This is a genomic window from Amycolatopsis sp. WAC 04197 (assembly GCF_003947475.1).
Lineage (GTDB): Bacteria > Actinomycetota > Actinomycetes > Mycobacteriales > Pseudonocardiaceae > Amycolatopsis > Amycolatopsis japonica.
Map to the genome: position 1 here is coordinate 166,472 of NZ_QHJK01000006.1, position 15,804 is coordinate 182,275.

17 protein-coding genes are annotated in these 15,804 nt (G+C 68.6%); 10 read left to right on the top strand and 7 right to left on the bottom strand.

Features of this window, described 5'->3' with window-relative positions:
- Positions 1–4: 4 nt before the first annotated feature.
- The 5 genes from DMC64_RS22975 (at position 5) to DMC64_RS22995 (ending at position 4,203) form a co-directional block, all read left to right on the top strand.
- Positions 5–1,426, top strand: coding sequence for a PLP-dependent aminotransferase family protein (locus tag DMC64_RS22975; RefSeq protein ID WP_125735234.1), 1,422 nt, complete (start codon positions 5–7; stop codon positions 1,424–1,426).
- A gap of 155 nt (positions 1,427–1,581) precedes the next feature.
- Positions 1,582–2,025: a single-stranded DNA-binding protein gene (locus DMC64_RS22980; protein ID WP_037344974.1), complete on the top strand. Its 444-nt coding sequence runs from the start codon at positions 1,582–1,584 to the stop codon at positions 2,023–2,025.
- A gap of 84 nt (positions 2,026–2,109) precedes the next feature.
- Positions 2,110–3,138 (top strand): polyprenyl synthetase family protein, encoded by a 1,029-nt coding sequence (locus tag DMC64_RS22985; RefSeq protein WP_233629780.1) that lies wholly within the window; start codon positions 2,110–2,112, stop codon positions 3,136–3,138.
- Between the two features lie 36 nt (positions 3,139–3,174).
- Positions 3,175–3,483, top strand: coding sequence for a cupin domain-containing protein (locus DMC64_RS22990; protein WP_125735236.1), 309 nt, complete (start codon positions 3,175–3,177; stop codon positions 3,481–3,483).
- A gap of 93 nt (positions 3,484–3,576) precedes the next feature.
- The gene (locus DMC64_RS22995) at positions 3,577–4,203 is read left to right on the top strand and encodes a TetR/AcrR family transcriptional regulator (protein WP_125735237.1); all 627 of its coding nucleotides are present in this window, start codon (positions 3,577–3,579) and stop codon (positions 4,201–4,203) included.
- Here the strand turns inward: DMC64_RS22995 and DMC64_RS23000 are convergent.
- Entirely contained in the window at positions 4,193–5,143 is a 951-nt protein-coding gene (locus DMC64_RS23000; protein WP_125735238.1) for a hypothetical protein, read from the bottom strand. The genes DMC64_RS22995 and DMC64_RS23000 overlap by 11 nt on opposite strands.
- Positions 5,144–5,329: 186 nt before the next feature.
- Here DMC64_RS23000 and DMC64_RS23005 point away from each other — a divergent pair, with 186 nt between their 5' ends.
- Entirely contained in the window at positions 5,330–6,199 is an 870-nt protein-coding gene (locus tag DMC64_RS23005; protein ID WP_125735239.1) for a hypothetical protein, read from the top strand.
- On the opposite strand, the gene DMC64_RS23010 is transcribed toward DMC64_RS23005, so the two are convergent.
- Together DMC64_RS23010 and DMC64_RS23015 are read right to left on the bottom strand one after the other, a co-directional pair.
- Positions 6,196–6,750 (bottom strand): hypothetical protein, encoded by a 555-nt coding sequence (locus tag DMC64_RS23010; protein ID WP_233629781.1) that lies wholly within the window; start codon positions 6,748–6,750, stop codon positions 6,196–6,198. The two genes, DMC64_RS23005 and DMC64_RS23010, sit on opposite strands and share 4 nt — an antisense overlap.
- A 57-nt stretch (positions 6,751–6,807) precedes the next feature.
- Entirely contained in the window at positions 6,808–7,320 is a 513-nt protein-coding gene (locus DMC64_RS23015) for a DUF664 domain-containing protein (protein WP_125735240.1), read from the bottom strand.
- A 99-nt stretch (positions 7,321–7,419) separates the two neighbouring features.
- Here DMC64_RS23015 and DMC64_RS23020 point away from each other — a divergent pair, with 99 nt between their 5' ends.
- Both DMC64_RS23020 and recQ read left to right on the top strand, forming a co-directional pair.
- Positions 7,420–7,761: a helix-turn-helix transcriptional regulator gene (locus DMC64_RS23020; RefSeq protein WP_037344963.1), complete on the top strand. Its 342-nt coding sequence runs from the start codon at positions 7,420–7,422 to the stop codon at positions 7,759–7,761.
- 41 nt (positions 7,762–7,802) lie between these two features.
- Positions 7,803–9,635, top strand: coding sequence for a DNA helicase RecQ (gene recQ, locus DMC64_RS23025; protein WP_125735241.1), 1,833 nt, complete (start codon positions 7,803–7,805; stop codon positions 9,633–9,635).
- On the opposite strand, the gene DMC64_RS23030 is transcribed toward recQ, so the two are convergent.
- Positions 9,632–9,850: an antitoxin gene (locus DMC64_RS23030; RefSeq protein WP_037344960.1), complete on the bottom strand. Its 219-nt coding sequence runs from the start codon at positions 9,848–9,850 to the stop codon at positions 9,632–9,634. The genes recQ and DMC64_RS23030 overlap by 4 nt on opposite strands.
- Positions 9,851–9,992: 142 nt before the next feature.
- Between DMC64_RS23030 and add the strand changes: the two genes are divergently transcribed.
- Positions 9,993–10,967 (top strand): adenosine deaminase, encoded by a 975-nt coding sequence (gene add, locus DMC64_RS23035; protein ID WP_125735242.1) that lies wholly within the window; start codon positions 9,993–9,995, stop codon positions 10,965–10,967.
- Between the two features lie 69 nt (positions 10,968–11,036).
- Here the strand turns inward: add and DMC64_RS43285 are convergent, their stop codons facing one another.
- Positions 11,037–12,461, bottom strand: a complete 1,425-nt coding sequence (locus tag DMC64_RS43285) for a cellulase family glycosylhydrolase (protein WP_125735243.1) — start codon at positions 12,459–12,461, stop codon at positions 11,037–11,039.
- A 274-nt stretch (positions 12,462–12,735) separates the two neighbouring features.
- Between DMC64_RS43285 and DMC64_RS23045 the strand changes: the two genes are divergently transcribed.
- The gene (locus tag DMC64_RS23045) at positions 12,736–13,557 is read left to right on the top strand and encodes a lytic transglycosylase domain-containing protein (RefSeq protein WP_233629782.1); all 822 of its coding nucleotides are present in this window, start codon (positions 12,736–12,738) and stop codon (positions 13,555–13,557) included.
- Here the strand turns inward: DMC64_RS23045 and DMC64_RS23050 are convergent.
- Positions 13,554–14,906: a VWA domain-containing protein gene (locus tag DMC64_RS23050; protein WP_125735245.1), complete on the bottom strand. Its 1,353-nt coding sequence runs from the start codon at positions 14,904–14,906 to the stop codon at positions 13,554–13,556. The two genes, DMC64_RS23045 and DMC64_RS23050, sit on opposite strands and share 4 nt — an antisense overlap.
- Positions 14,903–15,784, bottom strand: coding sequence for a MoxR family ATPase (locus tag DMC64_RS23055; RefSeq protein ID WP_005155088.1), 882 nt, complete (start codon positions 15,782–15,784; stop codon positions 14,903–14,905). Before DMC64_RS23055 ends, DMC64_RS23050 begins: the two co-directional genes overlap by 4 nt.
- Positions 15,785–15,804: the final 20 nt, after the last annotated feature.

The window sequence follows — 15,804 nt, forward strand, 5'->3', positions numbered from 1 at the left end:
GGACGTGCCGTTCCACATCAGCCTCGACGGCCACACCGACCTGGCCGCCCGGATCTACCGCCAGCTCCGTGACGGCATCCTCGACGGACGCCTCCGCGCTGGGGAACGCCTGCCTCCGACCAGGGAACTGGCCCGCGAGCTCGACGTCTCGCGCAATACCGTCGCGGTCGCCTACGAACGGCTCACCGCCGAAGGTTTCCTCGACAGCCACGTCGGACGCGGAACCTTCGTCAGCCCCGGCTTCGTGGCGCGTTCGAAGCGCGCCGCGCCCGCGGGCACCGGGGTGCGGCCCGTCGCGCGGTGGAGTTCGCTGCCGGACTCTCCCGGCGACGTCCGGCCCGCGTTCGACTTCCGGGTCGGCACCCCGGATCCGGCCCTGTTCCCGTTGCGGACCTGGCGACGGCTGGTCAGCCAGGCGCTCCGGCCGTCGCTGCTGCCGCCGTCGGGGTACGCCGATCCCGCCGGGCTCGAAGCATTGCGGGTGGCGATCGCCCGGCATATCCGCGCCGCCCGATCCGTGCGAGCCGGCGTCGAGGACGTCCTGGTCACCCAGGGCGCGCAACAGGCCCTCGACCTGATCGGCCGGGTCCTGATCGAACCCGGCACCAGGGTCGCCGTCGAAGATCCCGGCTATCCCCCGGCCGAACGGCTTTTCGCCGCCCACGGCGCCCGGATCGTGAAGGTGCCGGTGGATGCCGAGGGTCTCGACGTCACCGCGCTCGCGAAGGGCACCCGGTTGATCTATACGACGCCCTCGCACCAGTTCCCGCTCGGCACGCCGATGTCACTCGCCAGGAGGACGGCGTTGCTGGCGTGGGCGGAACGGAACGACGCGGTGATCATCGAGGACGACTACGACAGCGAGTACCGCTTCTCGGATCGGCCGCTCGAACCGCTCCAAAGCCTGGACCACGACGGCAGGGTGCTCTACGTCGGATCCTTCTCGAAGACGCTGCTTCCCTTGCTGCGATTGGGTTTCCTCGTCGCGCCCGCCTCGCTGCGGCCGGCGCTGCGGCAGGCGAAGCAGCTCATGGACTGGCACGGCGACCTCGTCACCCAATCGGCCCTGGCGAGCTTCATCGACGAGGGACTGCTCGCCCGGCACGTACGCAAGGCCACCCGGGAGTATTCGGTGCGACGGGACCGGATCCTGGCCTTCGTGCGCGACGAATTGCGCGACGTGCTGGAAGTCGTCCCGTCCAGCGCCGGACTCCATTTGTGCGCGCCGGTCTCTCCACAAGCGACGGTCACTGTGGACAGTGCGGTCGCCGATGCGGCTCGGGCCGGGGTGGCCGTCGAAAGCCTGTCCACGTACGGAGGAACGCGCGGCGGTCTGGTGATCGGTTACGGCCTGGTCGGCACCGACCGCATCGACGAAGGGCTCGCCCGGCTCGGCGAGTGCGTTTCGGCCGCCAGGATGTCATGAAAGGGTCGTTCAGGACACTTTCCGTCTTGAACGACCCTTTCCTGACATCCGTTCGCCGCGGGACGCCGAAAACTGTCGTACCCCGGTGGTCTCCTGTTCCCAGGCGACAGCGGGCCCGTCCGGGTTCGCGCGCGGAAGCAGAGGAGGAAAGTCCCATGGCCGGAGAAACGGTGCTCACGGTGATCGGCAACCTGACGACCGACCCGGAGCTGAAGTTCACCCCGTCGGGAGCCGCGGTAGCGAACTTCACGGTCGCGTCGACGCCACGCGTCCTGGACCGCGCGAGCGGGGAATGGCGTGACGGAGACCCGCTGTTCCTGCGCTGCGCACTGTGGAAGCAGGCCGCGGAGAACCTGGCCGAATCGCTCACCAGGGGGACCAGGGTGATCGTGCAGGGCAGGCTGAAACAGCGATCGTTCGAAACCAAGGACGGCGAGAAACGCACGGTGGTGGAGCTCGACGTCGACGAGATCGGCCCGTCGCTGCGGTATGCCACGGCGAAGGTCAACAAGGCCGGCCGGAGTTCGGCGGGCACGCCGTCGGACGGCGCGTGGGAGCGAACGCCGGTCGCCGCCGGAAATCCGGAGCCGCCCTTCTGACCGGGCGGTTTCCCTCTCGGGAGGGAGCGATCTCCCTCCCGCGCGTCAGGCGGTCGCGCGCCTCCGGCCCGAATGCTGGAGGGCGTGAACGCGACCACGATCGTCACGGAACTCGGGCTGGACCCGGCCCTCGAGCGGCACATGCGGTTCGCCGCCGAACTCCGCACCGGGCTCGCTCTGGTCGAGGAAAGACTTCAGGAGGTGTTGCGCAGCCCAGGTCATCCGGAACTCACCGAAGCCGCCACTCATCTCGTCCGCGCGGGCGGGAAGAGGTTGCGCCCGTTGATGGCGTTGGCCGGAGCCGCGTTCGGCGACGGCCGGGACGAGGCGATCTCGGCGGCCGTACTCGTCGAGCTCGTCCACGTGGCGACGCTCTACCACGACGACGTCATGGACGAAGCGCCGATGCGGCACGGGGTCACCAGCGCGAACTCCTTGTGGGGCAACAAGAAGGCCGTCTTGCTCGGAGACTACGTGCTCGCCTGCGCGGCGCGGGTGGGGGCCGGGCTCGGTGATTACGCGTTGCGCTCGCAGGCGGAGACGTTCGGCAGGCTCGTGCGCGGCCAGTTCCTGGAGACGACGGGGCCGTTCGAAGACTGCGGCCGTCACGCACCGTACGAGCACCACATCCAGGTGATGGCCGACAAGTCCGCGTCGCTGATCGCGATGGCGGGCAGGCTCGGCGCGCAGGTGTCGGGCGCGGATGAGCGGACCATCGAAACGTTGGGCCAGTACGGCGAACTGATCGGCGTGGCGTTCCAGATCTCCGACGATGTCCTCGACATCTCGGCGTCCACCACCGACCTCGGCAAGTCCGCGGGCACGGATCTCCGCGAAGGCATCGTCACCTTGCCGATGCTCCACGCGCTCGACGACGACGGGCCCGGTGCGGCTCGTTTGCGCGAGATCATCGGGCACGGTCCGGTTTCCGATCCGGCGGTCCGTCAGGAGGCGCTGAGACTCTTGCGCGACTCCGCCGGCGTCGTGCGTGCCCTCGCCGAGGCACACGGGTACGCGGCCAAGGCGAAAGACCTCGCGCTCAGTCTCCCCGACCGGCCCGCCCGGGCACTGCTCGTCGGCCTTTCGGCGTTCGTGGTCGAGCGCGGCGAATAAGGCCACGGTGCCCGCGACCAGGGTTACAGTGGCGGAATGACCACCGAAACCCTGGAAAACGTCGAAGGTCGCGACATCGGCTCGGGAGTCTCGATCATCCGCGAACGGACCGCCGTCGACGGCTCCGGACCGAGGCTGCACCAGCACCCGTATCGCGAAACCTTCGTCATCGTCCACGGCCGGGCCAGGTTCACCATCGGCGACTCCGAGCGCGAAGGCGGGGCGGGCGACGTCCTGGTCGTTCCGGCGGAGACCCCGCACAAGTTCGCCGTGATCGGCCCGGAAGTCTACGAAGCCGTCCACATCCACGAAAGCGACCGTTTCATCACCGAATGGCTCGAGTAATTCTGTCGGACGCCAGAAAACCCTTTCCCGGTCTAGAATCCGACGACGTGCTCGTGGACGGGCGGGCACCCGAGGCGACGGGAACCGGGAACCGTGACCGACGTGGCGGACCGCAGTGGTGACAAAACCCGCCAGGTGGACAGGTTCGACCAACGGCGCGCACAGCTGGCGATGTCGGCGCTGGTCACCTTGTCCGAACTGGGCTACGCGCGCACGAGCCTGCGGGAGATAGCGCAGAACTCCGAGTTCTCCCACGGCGTGCTGCACTATTACTTCCGCAACAAGGCCGAGCTGATCACCTACTGCGTCAAGCAGTACAAGGCCGAATGCGTCACCCGGTACGACCGGATGGTCGAGACCGCGGAGACGGCCGAAGAGCTGAAGACCGCCTTCGGCGCCGCGACCGCTGCCACGCTGTGTGAAAACGCCCGGCTGCACAGGCTCTGGTACGACCTGCGCAACCAGAGCCTGTTCGAGAAGCTGTTCCAGGCCGAGGTGCTGGCCATCGACGAGGCACTCGAACTGATGATCTGGCGGGTCGTGTCGCGGTACGCGGAACTGCTGGGCAAGCCGGCGGATTTCGCACCATCGACGACGTACGCGCTCTTCGACGGTCTGTTCCAGCAGGGCCTGCTGAAACACCTCGCCGGCCAGGAGGACGCGGCGAGGTGTCTTCAGGACTCGGTCGAGCAGGTGCTGGCGCGGCTGTTCACCACTTGATGGTCGGATACCAGATGACGCCGGTCCGGCCGAGCACCCGCAGGTCCCAGTACAGCAGCGTGAACGTGCCCGCGACCAGCAACGCGGCACCGGTCACCACGGCGATCCTGGTGGGCTTCGCGAGCATCCATCGCTGCAGCCGCCCGCCCGTGCCGTGGGTGAGCACCAGGAACAACAGCGCCATCACCACGATGTTGCCCACCGACTGCAGGGCGAACGCGGCGGCGCCGTAGAAGACGTTGTGGCTTTCGGCCGCGCTGCGGAACATCATCCGGAACAGCGGGAACGGCCTGCCGATCAGGAACCCGCCGATGAGCGCGCCCATCAGGACGAGCGGCGCGGGCGGGAACCGGCGGGTGAGACCGGCGATCGGGTTGCGGACGAGTCCGACGGAAGCCAGGCCCAGCGTGATGAACACGATCCCGATCACGCCGTAGACGATCATCGACTGGATGTTCCGCGGCGTGAGCCCGCCCGGCGACGAAGCGGTCGAGAACTGCGGCATCCGGGTGCCCACGAGCGCGACGATGACGCCGTACACCACGGAAACCGTCAGCATGCCCGCCGCGATCCAGCCCAGCGGCTTCACAGTGTCGGTGAACTTGGGCCGCCCGGCGGTTCCGCCGCCGACAAGCGGGGCGACGGCACCGAAGGCGGCGATGTTGCACGCGGTGAAGGTTCCGGCGAGGCCCGAAACGAAGGCGAAGAAGGTTCCGGCCAGCACCCCGCCGATCGGGGTCGCCTTGGCGTCGTGTCCGAGGAGGGTGTTGGCGACGCTGTCGCCGATCACACTGTCCACAAAGGGTGCCGACCAGATCACCGTCAGCGCGAAGCCGGCGAGGACGGACCAGAGGACGATGCGCCCTTTGTGTTCCGGATAGGGTCCTGAGCCCAGGAAATTCGACTGTGGGGAAACGGGAGCGCGTTCGGTCACGGACATTCGTACCTCCAGCGGCTGATGGCTTCCCCCTCGCTCATCGTTGTTCCGCGGTCCGGGTCGCGCCACCTCCAAAGTGCCGATCCACCCTTGCTCCGACCGGCTCCGGGTAATTCCGAAAAGGTGAAAGCCGCGGAGTCTCGTGGGATCATCGGCGGACGGGTACGGCCACTGAACCTGCGGAGGGCGATGGACTTCGACGAGGTCGCGGACGAGCTCTACGCCGGCGATCCGGCCGAGTTCGTCGCGGTGCGCAACCAACGGGCGAAGGAAGCCAAGGCCGCGGGTGACGCGGCCTTGGCCGAGCGTATCCGCGCCCTGCGGAAGCCGACGCTCGCGGCCACGATCCTCAATCGCCGTGCCGGTTCCCCCGAGCTGACGGAGCTGGCCAAGCTGGGCGACGAGCTGCGCAAGGCGCATTCGGCGCTGGCCGGTGAAGACCTGCGCAAACTCGCCAAGCGGCGCCAGGAGCTGGTGAACCGGATCCTGCGGGACGAACGTTCGATGAGTGAATCCGTCAGCCGCGACGTCGAAGCCACCCTCGAAGCCGTCGTGGCCGATCCCGAAGTGGCGGCGCTCGCCCTCGCCGGACGGCTGAGCAGCGGCGCGGACAGCACCGGCGACCAATGGCTGACCAGTGGATTCACTCCGCAGCCGAAGCGGAAACCCGCGCCGGAGCGCGAAAAACCGGCCACTGTGTCGCATTTGGACGACCGCCGGAAGGCCAAGCGCGCGGCCGCCGAGAAGGCCGAACAGGAGCGGATCGACAAGGCCCGCGAAGAGGCCGAACGCGAACAGAAGCGGGTGGCGGAGTTCAACCGGCTCCGGCGCGAGGCGGCCGATCTCGCGAAGGCCCTCAAGCAGGCCGAGATCGACCTTTCCCGCGCCGAGCGCCGGGCCGAGAAGCTCACGGAGAAGGCGAACGACCTCCGACGGCGCCTCGCCGACGCCGAACTCGAAGAAGAGACGGCGAACGAGGAGACCGCGTCCGCGCAGACCGTCCTGGACGATCTGCGCGCCGAGGCGGCGCGTATCGACGAAGCCCTCGAAGAGTTCTAAGCCGGCTGCCGGTCACGAACGCGCGCGGCGGTCACCCGGCGTCCATACGGTGTCTTGCCGCCCGGCTTGTAGACCGACAGCACGGTCATGGTCACGTACATCGTCGTGGACACGACGATCGGATAGAACCCGTCCACGCGACGGCCCGCCTCCACGAACACACCGTCCATAGTGGACTCGGCCGCGGCCGCCAGCTCACTGATCCCCGGCAGCAGCGAGAACAACGTCAGCCCAACGGCGATCAGGGTCAGCACGAGTTTGATCGCGACCCACTTGTACCGGATCAGTCCCCATTTCGTGCCGACGCTGAGCACGATCCCGCTGATCAGGGCGGTCAGGCTGACCGGCAACAGCAGGTAGCCACCGATCTGCTCCATCATCAGGATGGCGGCGTGCTGGCGCCGCGCGTCGTCGGTGAACACGGAGGTGAAGGTCAGGACCGCGTTCACCATGGTGATCCCGAGCCAGCCGAGTGACGAAACGACATGGACGACGAGGACGAGTTTCCGCCACCGCGGGGTGAGCGGTCGCCGCACTGTGGAAGTACTCATGCGACCAGTGTTTCCGCGGGCGGGGCTCCCGTCGTCCGTCGTGAAGCGGCTCCTCGGCTACGTATCGCGGAGTACGAGCCCGCGGACGTACGCCGCCTGCCCGGCATGCTGGAGGTCGTCGGACAGCACGCTGACCAGGCGAACCCCGAGGCTGACGGGCGGGTCCCACGCCTCGTCGACGATACGGTCGAGGTCGGCCTCACCGAGTCCGGCGACCCAGGCCGCCGTCGCCTCGTGCACCGCGTCGTAGTACCCGGTCAGCAGGTCGGCGGAGCCGACACGGACCGCCTCGACGTCCTCGGGGCGATGCCCGTACCCGATGTCCGACGCCGGGAAGGGCAGCCCGAAGCGGCCGACCCAGTCCTGCGCGGTCCAGAGCTGCTCGGTGCCCATCAGATCGGCGACGTGATCGTCCTGCACCCGGGCCAGATGCCAGATCAGCCACGCGATCGTGTTCGCGCCCGATGCCGGGCTCGTGATCAGCTGATCGGCGGTCAGGCCCTCTACGGCGGCGTGCACTACTTCCTGGACGCGGCCGAACCCGTCGGCCACCACTTCGGCCAGTTTCATCGATTCCCCTTCCGGCGTCTCCGGCCCACGATGCCACCGCGAGGTGACCCCGGCCTTACAACCTTGACTTATATAAGCCCAGGCCGTGATAGTTGCCGGATGCACGCGTTCGACGTCCTCGGTGATCCGGTGCGCCGCCGGATCCTGGAACTGCTGGCGGGCGGGGAACAGAGTTCCGGCGACGTGACCACCGTGGTCCGCGCCGAGTTCGGGATCTCGCAGCCCGCGGTCTCCCAGCATCTGCGAGTCCTGCGCGAGAACGGCTTCACCACGGTCCGTGCCGAGGGCGCGCGACGGCTGTATTCGGTCGATCCGGGCCCGCTCAAGGAGATCGACGGCTGGCTGGAGCAGTACCGGCGGTTCTGGGCCGGGCCGCTCGACGCGCTCGCCACCGAGATCGCCCGAGGCCGCCGGGAACGCCGCAAGGCGGCCGAAGACTAGGCGCGCGGGGACTGTCGGACCCCGCCCCTAGAATCGTCCGGGTGGCAGCCCCCGACATCGGTACCTCGGAAGCCCTCGAAACGCTGAACCGCGTCTTCGGCTACGACGACTTCCGCGGCGACCAGCACGCCATCGTCGAACACGTCATCGCAGGCGGTGACGCGCTCGTCCTCATGCCCACCGGCGGCGGGAAGTCGCTGTGCTACCAGATCCCCGCGCTGGTCCGCCCGGGTGTCGGCGTGGTGATCTCACCGCTGATCGCGTTGATGCAGGACCAGGTCGACGCGCTGCGCAACCTCGGCGTGCGCGCTGGATTCCTGAACTCGACGCAGGATTACGCCGAGCGCAACAAGGTCGAGGCCGCGTTCCTCTCCGGCGAGCTGGACCTGCTGTACCTGGCGCCCGAGCGGCTTTCCGTCGAATCGACGGTGCGGCTGCTCGACCGCGGCAAGATCTCGCTGTTCGCGATCGACGAGGCGCACTGCGTCTCCCAGTGGGGTCACGACTTCCGCCCCGACTACCTGATGCTGTCCGCGGTGCACGAGCGCTGGCCGGACGTGCCGAGGATCGCGCTCACCGCCACCGCCACGAAGGCGACGCACGCCGAGATCGCGTCCCGGCTCAATCTGGAGGACGCGCGGCATTTCGTCGCGAGCTTCGACCGGCCGAACATCCAGTACCGCATCGTCGGCAAGAACTCGCCGCAGCGGCAGCTGCTGGAGCTGTTGCGCACCGAGCACAAGGGCGACGCGGGGATCGTCTACTGCCTGTCGCGGAACTCGGTCGAGAAGACCGCGGACTTCCTGGTGGAGAACGGGATCCCGGCGGTGCCCTATCACGCCGGCCTCGACGCGCGCACGCGCGCGAAGCATCAGTCGCGGTTCCTGCGCGAGGACGGGCTGATCGTCGTCGCGACGATCGCGTTCGGCATGGGCATCGACAAACCGGACGTCCGGTTCGTCGCACACCTGGACCTGCCGAAGTCCATCGAGGGCTACTACCAGGAGACCGGTCGCGCGGGCCGCGACGGGCTGCCGTCGACGGCGTGGCTGGCGTACGGCCTCCAAGACGTCGTCCAGCAGCGCAAGATGATCGACACCTCGGAGGGGTCCGACGCGCACAAGCGGCAGCTGAGCGCGCACCTCAACGCGATGCTGGCGCTGTGCGAGACGGTCGAATGCCGCCGTGTGCAGGTGCTGAGCTACTTCGGGCAGCGGAGCGAGCCCTGCGGCAACTGCGACACCTGCCTGTCGCCGCCGGAGACCTGGGACGGCACGATCCCGGCGCAGAAACTCCTCTCGACCATCGTCCGGCTGCAGAACGAGCGGCGGCAGAAGTTCGGCGCCGGGCAGATCATCGACATCCTGCTCGGCAAGTCGACCCCGAAGGTGACCCAGCACCGGCACGACTCGTTGAAGGTATTCGGCATCGGCACGGAACTGAAGGAGCCGGAGTGGCGGGCCGTCGTGCGGCAGCTCCTGGCGCAGGGGCTCGCGGCGGTCGAGGGCGACTACGGCTCACTGGTGCTGACCGAGGGCAGCGCGGAGGTACTGAACGGGACGCGGAAGGTCCAGCTGCGGCGCGAGCCGGAGCGGGCGGCTAAGGCCGCGGCCCGCTCCAGCGCGAAGAAGGCCGCGGCCGCCGACATGCCCGCCGAGGCGGCGCCGGTGTTCGAACTGCTGCGGTCGTGGCGGGCCGCGGCGGCGAAGGAGCAGGGGGTGCCCGCGTACGTGATCTTCCACGACGCGACCCTGCGCCAGATCGCCACCAAACGGCCGGCCACGCTGCAGGAGCTGGGCACGGTCAGCGGCGTCGGCGAGAACAAGCTCGCGAAGTACGGCGAGCAGATCCTCGAGACGCTCGCGGACGCCTAGTGCTCGTAGGGTCGACGGGGCGGCCGCCCGGTCATCCCGTCGACCTTGCGCACCGCGCCGTCGATCTGGCTGTGGTACTTGCCCTTGGTCTTGTGGTCGACGAAGGTCGCGGCCTTGTTCACGGCCTTGGAGACCTTCTCGGGGTTCTTCCGCACGTAGGCGCGCACGGCCGTGGCGGTGCCGGCCAGGGCGGTCAACTTCCGCAGTAGAGCCACGGTGGTCCCTTTCGTCGGGGTCGTCTGGTTGTCCTGCTCAACGACCGGTGATGGCTCCTGGGTTCCCCGCGGCGAGCCGAATCACTCATTCCACCGGAAAACGGGGCGCGCGCCGACGGTCACGACCACTAAATTCGTGCTCATGCGGGATCTTTCGCTGCTGCCCAAGGCCCATCTGCACGTCCACCTCGAAAGTACCGTCAGACCGGACACGCTCCGTGACATCGGTGAGGCGAACGGCATCGCCGTCCCCGCGGAACAACCGGTGTTCGACGGCTTCCGCGCGTTCGGTGACTACAACGGGCTGCTGCGGTCCTGCCTGCGGAGACCGGAGGACTTCGAACGGGTGGCGCGCGAGTTCTGCGAGGACCAGGTCGCGGACGGCGTCCGCTACGCCGAAGTCACCTTCACGGCGGCTTCGCACGGCGAACGGCTGGGCGAGCCGGACATGCCGCTGGAGTCCGTCCTCAAAGGACTGTCGGCGGGCGCCGCCGAACACGGGCTCCACTGGCGGGTGATCCTGGACCATTCGCGCCGCCGCTCGGTCGAACGCGCCCGGCTCACCCTCGAGCTCGCCCGCCGGTACGCCCCGGACGGCGTGTTCGCGATCGGGCTCGCCGGGGAGGAGAAGTACCCGCTCGCGCCGTTCGCCGGGATCTGCGACGAAGCCGAGGAGGCGGGGTTGCACCTGATCCACCACGCCGGGGAGGACGCCGGCCCGGCCAGCATCCGCGAGGCGCTGGAAGTCGGGCACAGCGAACGGATCGGCCACGGCATCCGGATCCTGGAGGATCTCGCGCTAGTCGCCGAAGTGCGGGAACGCGGGATCGCGCTGGAGGTCTGCCCGTCGTCGAACGTGACGCTCGGGCTGGTGCCGTCGTTCGAGGAGCACCCGCTCCCCCGGCTGGTCGACGCCGGGCTCGTCGTCACTCTCAGCACCGACGTCCCGTCGATCACCGGAACGACGCTGACCGACGAGTTCCTGCGCACCCGGGAGGCGTTCGCCTATGACGATCACGCGCTCGCCGGGCTCGCCCGCGCGTCCGTCGACGCGTCCTTCGCGCCCGCCGAGCTCAAGCGCTCCCTCCACGCGGAGATCGACGCCTGGCTCACGTAACGCAATTAGTCCTCTGGATGCGGTACTTGCGCGTGCAACTACCGCATCCAGAGGACGAAACGCGGGGGGTCAGCCGGTCGGGAAGTCGTCCGGGGTGCGGATGCGGTCCCGCACCCAGACACCGGCTGGCTTCAGCATCGAAGTGCCGGTGAAGGAGTTCCCGGCGCAGGTTCCGGTCTTGAACACGGCACCGGAGCGGAAGTCGTCGGAGAAGTTCCAGTTCGTCCAACCGATCTTCTTGGCGGCCAGCAGATCCAGGTACTTCTGCGAGTACGTGAAGTCGTTCCCGCCGTCACCGGTGTAGGTCTGGGTGCCGAATTCCGTGACGAACACCGGGATCTTGTCGGCCGTCCGCGCCAGCGCGTCGTAATGCTCGTCCTGGTGCGACGCCGCGTAGAAGTGGAACGTGTACATGATGTTGGTCGCGTTCACCGGGTTGTCCAGGATGTCGTTCTCGTCGCGGCCGTCGGAGATGCCGAAGGTCGACCAACCGTGCGTACCGAGGAAGACGACACTGTCCGGGTCCTGGGCGCGGATCACCGGGATGACCTCCTCGGCGTACCGCTTCACGTCCGCCCAGCTGACGCCGTTGGGCTCGTTCGCGACGTCGTAGATGATGTTGACCTTGTCCTTGTGCCGCTGGGCGATCTCGGCGAAGAACGTCTTGGCGAGGTCGGTGTTCTCGTTCGGGTCACCGGGGTCGAGCTGGTGCCAGTCGACGAGGACGTACATCCCGCGTTTCGTCGCCTCTTCGATGTAGTTGTGCACCATGTCGGTGAACTTGCGCGGGTTGCTCTCGTAGCCGTCGTCCTGGATGTACATGGCGACCCGCAGGATGTCGGCCTTCCAGTCGTTGGCCAGCGCGTCCAGCGAGGCGGTCTTCACACACTGGCTGTACCACTGGATCCCGTGCGTGCTCATCCCCCGCAGCTGGATGGGCTTGCCGTACTGGTTGCACAGTTTGACGCCGCAGACGTGGAGCTTTCCGTTGATGGACACCGGTGTCCCGGCCCCCGGACTGCCGCTGCCTTCGACCGACAGCGAGTCCGCGTTGGGGCCGCCGTTCGCCGTGACGGCGGTGGTGCGGATCTTGTTGCTGCCCGCGACGAGGTTCACCGTGGTGGTGACGGTGCGCCAGGTCGTCCACGCGCCGGTGCCGGCGAACCCGAGGTCGTCGACGGCGAGGGAGCCGTTGACGGTGATGTCGAGCGGGCGGTTGGCGGTGGTGCCGTTGGCGTAGCGGAAGGTCAGCGTGTGCTGCCCCGCCTGCGCCGCGTTGACGGTGTACTCGACGTAGCTACCGGTGACGTTGTCGTAGTTCACGAAGCCGGATCCGGTGAAGCCGGTGTGATTGGCTTCGACCACGCCGCGCGAGATCGTCGCGTCCTCGGATTCGTACTGGACGGGAGCCGCGGAAGCGGCCTGGGCGGAAATCGGGACCGAGGCGGCCGCGAGCACCGTGACCAGCGCCGCCCGCCATCTTGGGCGTACCACTTTGTGCCTCCTTCAGAAGCATCGTTGCGTTCCGTGGAGCAGGGGCGCGGCGAGCCCTCGTTAAGAAACCTTCCTAACGCGGACTAGTCTCACCATCGGGATGAAGCGCTGTCAACAGGGCAAAGGGGGCGATCGCACCCCGCAGTTGGTCCTCTACTTGCGGTAGTTGCACGCGCAAGGACCGCATTCAGAGGACGAAACGCGGGTCGTGGTCCGCATCACCCGGACGGCGGGCCACACAAGTTCTCCACATTCGTCACGTACCGTGGAACCGGTGACCGCTTCGTCCCCTTCGACCCTGGACCTGATGGATCAGTGGGAACAGCCGCCCAGGAAACGTGGCCCGCGTGGCTGCGTGATGCTCGTTCTGCTGGTCGTGGGCGCCCTGGTCGCCGGTGCCGTCTGGGTCGTGATCAGCCTCAACGACCGTGAGCCGGTGCCGGTCAAGCCGGAATTCGTGGTCCCCTCGCTCAAGCCCGCCCCGCGTTCGGCCATCCCCGGTGACGCCGGACCGCTGCCCGCGGAGCCCGCGAAGGACGCCTGGATCGCGAAGGTGTCGGAGAACACGGACATCCCCTCGCGCACGCTGCGGGCGTACGTGAACGCCGCCGAGAAGACCGCGAAGACCACTCCGCGTTGCGAGATCACCTGGGCGACCATCGCCGGGATCGGGCGCACCGAGTCCCAGCACGCCCGGCACGACGGTTCCCGCGCCGGCGAGGACGGCATCGTGACGCCGCCGATCATCGGCATCCCGCTCGACGGCTCCCCCGGTGTGCTGGCGGTCGTCGACACCGACAAGGGCGCCCTCGACGGCGACCCGAAATGGGACCGCGCGGTCGGGCCGATGCAGTTCCTGCCCGCCACCTGGAAGCGGTACGGCGTCCGCGCGAGCGGCGACGGCGCCGCGCCGGACCCGCAGAACATCGACGACGCGGCCCTGACGACCGCCCGGTACATGTGCGCGCGGGGCGGCGACCTCGGCGACCCCTCCGGCTGGTGGACCGCGGTGCTGACCTACAACAACTCCACCCAGTACGGGCAGGAAGTGTTCAGCAATGCCGACGCGTACGGAAAAGCGGCACTGAAGCCTTAAGCGGGCAACAGCCGCGTGACCAGCCGGGTCAGCTGGTGCACGTTCCGGCATTCGTACATCTCGACGACCTCCGCGTACGCGTGCGCCTCGGAGTCGCCGGTGGACCACAGCTCGGTCCGTTCGGGGTTGAGCCAGTACGTATGCCTTGCCGCGGCGGCGATCCCGCGGACCGCGTCGAGGTTCGGGTCGCCGCCGTTGGTCCTCGCGTCACCGAGGATGAGCATGGACGTCCTGGGGCCCACCGCGTCCGAGTAGCGCTCGACGAACTCGCCGAGTGCGTGCCCGTAGTCGCTGTGCCCGTCCCAGCGCGTCAGTTCCGCGTCGGCGAGGATGCGCGCGCCGAGGTCTTCGGGATCGGCGGCGCCGGTGTCGACGAGGTGGGTGATCTCGTCGCAGGCGTCGATGAACGCGAACACCCGCACCTTGCTGAACTGGTCGCGCAGGGCCTGCACCAGCAGCATGGTGAAGTTCGCGAAGCCGGCCACCGAGCCCGACATGTCGCACAGCAGCACGATTTCCGGCCTTCCCGGCCGGTGCCGCCGGTACGACGGCCGCATCGGGACGCCGCCGGTGGACAGCGAGCGCCGCAGTGTCCGCCGCAGGTCGATGTGCCCGCGCGCGTGCCGCCGTCGCCGCGCGGCCAGGCGGGTGGCGAGCTTGCGTGACAACGGCTGTACGACCCGGCGGAGTTCGGCGAGTTGCGCCCGGCTGGCGAGCAGGAAGTCGACCCGGTCGGCGGCGGGCGGCACCGCGTGCCGCGAAACCCGTTCCCTGCCACGGACTTCCGCCACACGTCGCCGTGCCTCGGTCCGCACGAGACCGCGGAAACCCTCGACGCGGCGGCGGACGTCGTCGCGATCCAGCCGGTCGGTGAACTCCGCCGACGGCGAACCGGCGCGGATCGCTTCGAGCACGCGGACCACGAGGGTCTGCGGCTGAAGCCGTTCCAACGTCTGGTGCGCCGACCAGCCGCCGCTGCCCGCCGTGCCGCCGTACTCCCCCAGCATGTCGACGGCGAGCCCGGCCAGCTGCGTCAGCTCCGGCTGGTCGTTCGCCGCGAGCGCCGTGGCGAGCCGGTCGCGCAGCGCGGCCAGATCGTCGACGGGGTCCTGCGACGGCGCGCCGACGCCGAGCGGGAAGTAGATGTCGAAGGTCGCGTCGAACACCGCGCGCTGACCGCCGCGCCGGACGAGCGCCGCCGCGAGCCCTTCCCGCATCTGCTCGCGGGAGTCGAGGCCCAGCACTTCGAGTGCCGCGGCGGCGTCGACCGTCTCGCTGGGCCCCGCCGGGATTCCGTGTTCCCGCAACGCTTCCACGAATTCGACGAGCCTGCCCGGCACGCCGCTCACGAGTCGAGGACCTTGCCGAGTTCCAGCCGCGCGTCCGCCTTCACGACGTCGTCCTGGTGTTTGAGGATGACGCCGAGGCTCGCGCGGACGACGTCCTCGCCGAGGCTGTCCGCGCCGAGCGCCAGCAGGGTCCGCGCCCAGTCGATCGTCTCGGCGACCGACGGCGCCTTCCGCAGCTCCATCGCCCGCAGCGCGGTGATCACCTTGACCACGGACGCGGCGAGTGCGTCGTCGACGCCCGGCACCTTCAGCCGCACGATGCGCTGCTCCAGCGCCGCGTCGGGGAAATCGATGTGCAGGAACAGGCACCGGCGCCGCAACGCCTCCGAAAGCTCCCGCGTCGCGTTGGAGGTCAGCACCACGAACGGTTTGCGCCCCGCGGTGATGGTGCCGAGTTCCGGGACGGTGATCTGGAAGTCGCCGAGCACCTCCAGCAGCAGCCCCTCGATCTCGACGTCGGCCTTGTCGGTCTCGTCGATGAGCAGGACGGTCGGCTCGTCGCCCTTGATCGCCGTCAACAGCGGCCTGGCCAGCAGGAATTCTTCACCGAAGATGTCGTTGCGGGCTTCGTCCCACGTCTCGTCCTTGCCGGCGGTGATCCGGAGAAGCTGCTTCGCGTGGTTCCACTCGTACAGCGCGCGAGACTCGTCGACGCCTTCGTAGCACTGCAACCGCACGAGCCGGGAGCCGCTCGCCTGCGCGACCGCCTTCGCCAGCTCGGTCTTGCCGACCCCCGCGGGGCCCTCGATCAGCAACGGCTTGCCGAGGGCGTCCGCGAGGAACACCGTGGTGGCGACGGCCGCGGAGGCCAGGTAGCCGGTGTCGGCGAGCTTCGCCGTCACGTCTTCGACGGATGTGAAGTACCCGGTCCCAGCCACGCGGCCTCCCAGCTCGATCA

Coding starts and splice junctions, on each gene's coding strand:
- DMC64_RS23015 (WP_125735240.1), bottom strand. CDS start 7,320: ATGAAACTGGCCGAAGTGGTGGCCGACGGGTTCGGCCGCGTCCAGGAA.
- DMC64_RS22990 (WP_125735236.1), top strand. CDS start 3,175: ATGACCACCGAAACCCTGGAAAACGTCGAAGGTCGCGACATCGGCTCG.
- DMC64_RS23020 (WP_037344963.1), top strand. CDS start 7,420: ATGCACGCGTTCGACGTCCTCGGTGATCCGGTGCGCCGCCGGATCCTG.
- DMC64_RS23000 (WP_125735238.1), bottom strand. CDS start 5,143: ATGTCCGTGACCGAACGCGCTCCCGTTTCCCCACAGTCGAATTTCCTG.
- DMC64_RS23005 (WP_125735239.1), top strand. CDS start 5,330: ATGGACTTCGACGAGGTCGCGGACGAGCTCTACGCCGGCGATCCGGCC.
- DMC64_RS22980 (WP_037344974.1), top strand. CDS start 1,582: ATGGCCGGAGAAACGGTGCTCACGGTGATCGGCAACCTGACGACCGAC.
- DMC64_RS23010 (WP_233629781.1), bottom strand. CDS start 6,750: ATGAGTACTTCCACAGTGCGGCGACCGCTCACCCCGCGGTGGCGGAAA.
- add (WP_125735242.1), top strand. CDS start 9,993: ATGCGGGATCTTTCGCTGCTGCCCAAGGCCCATCTGCACGTCCACCTC.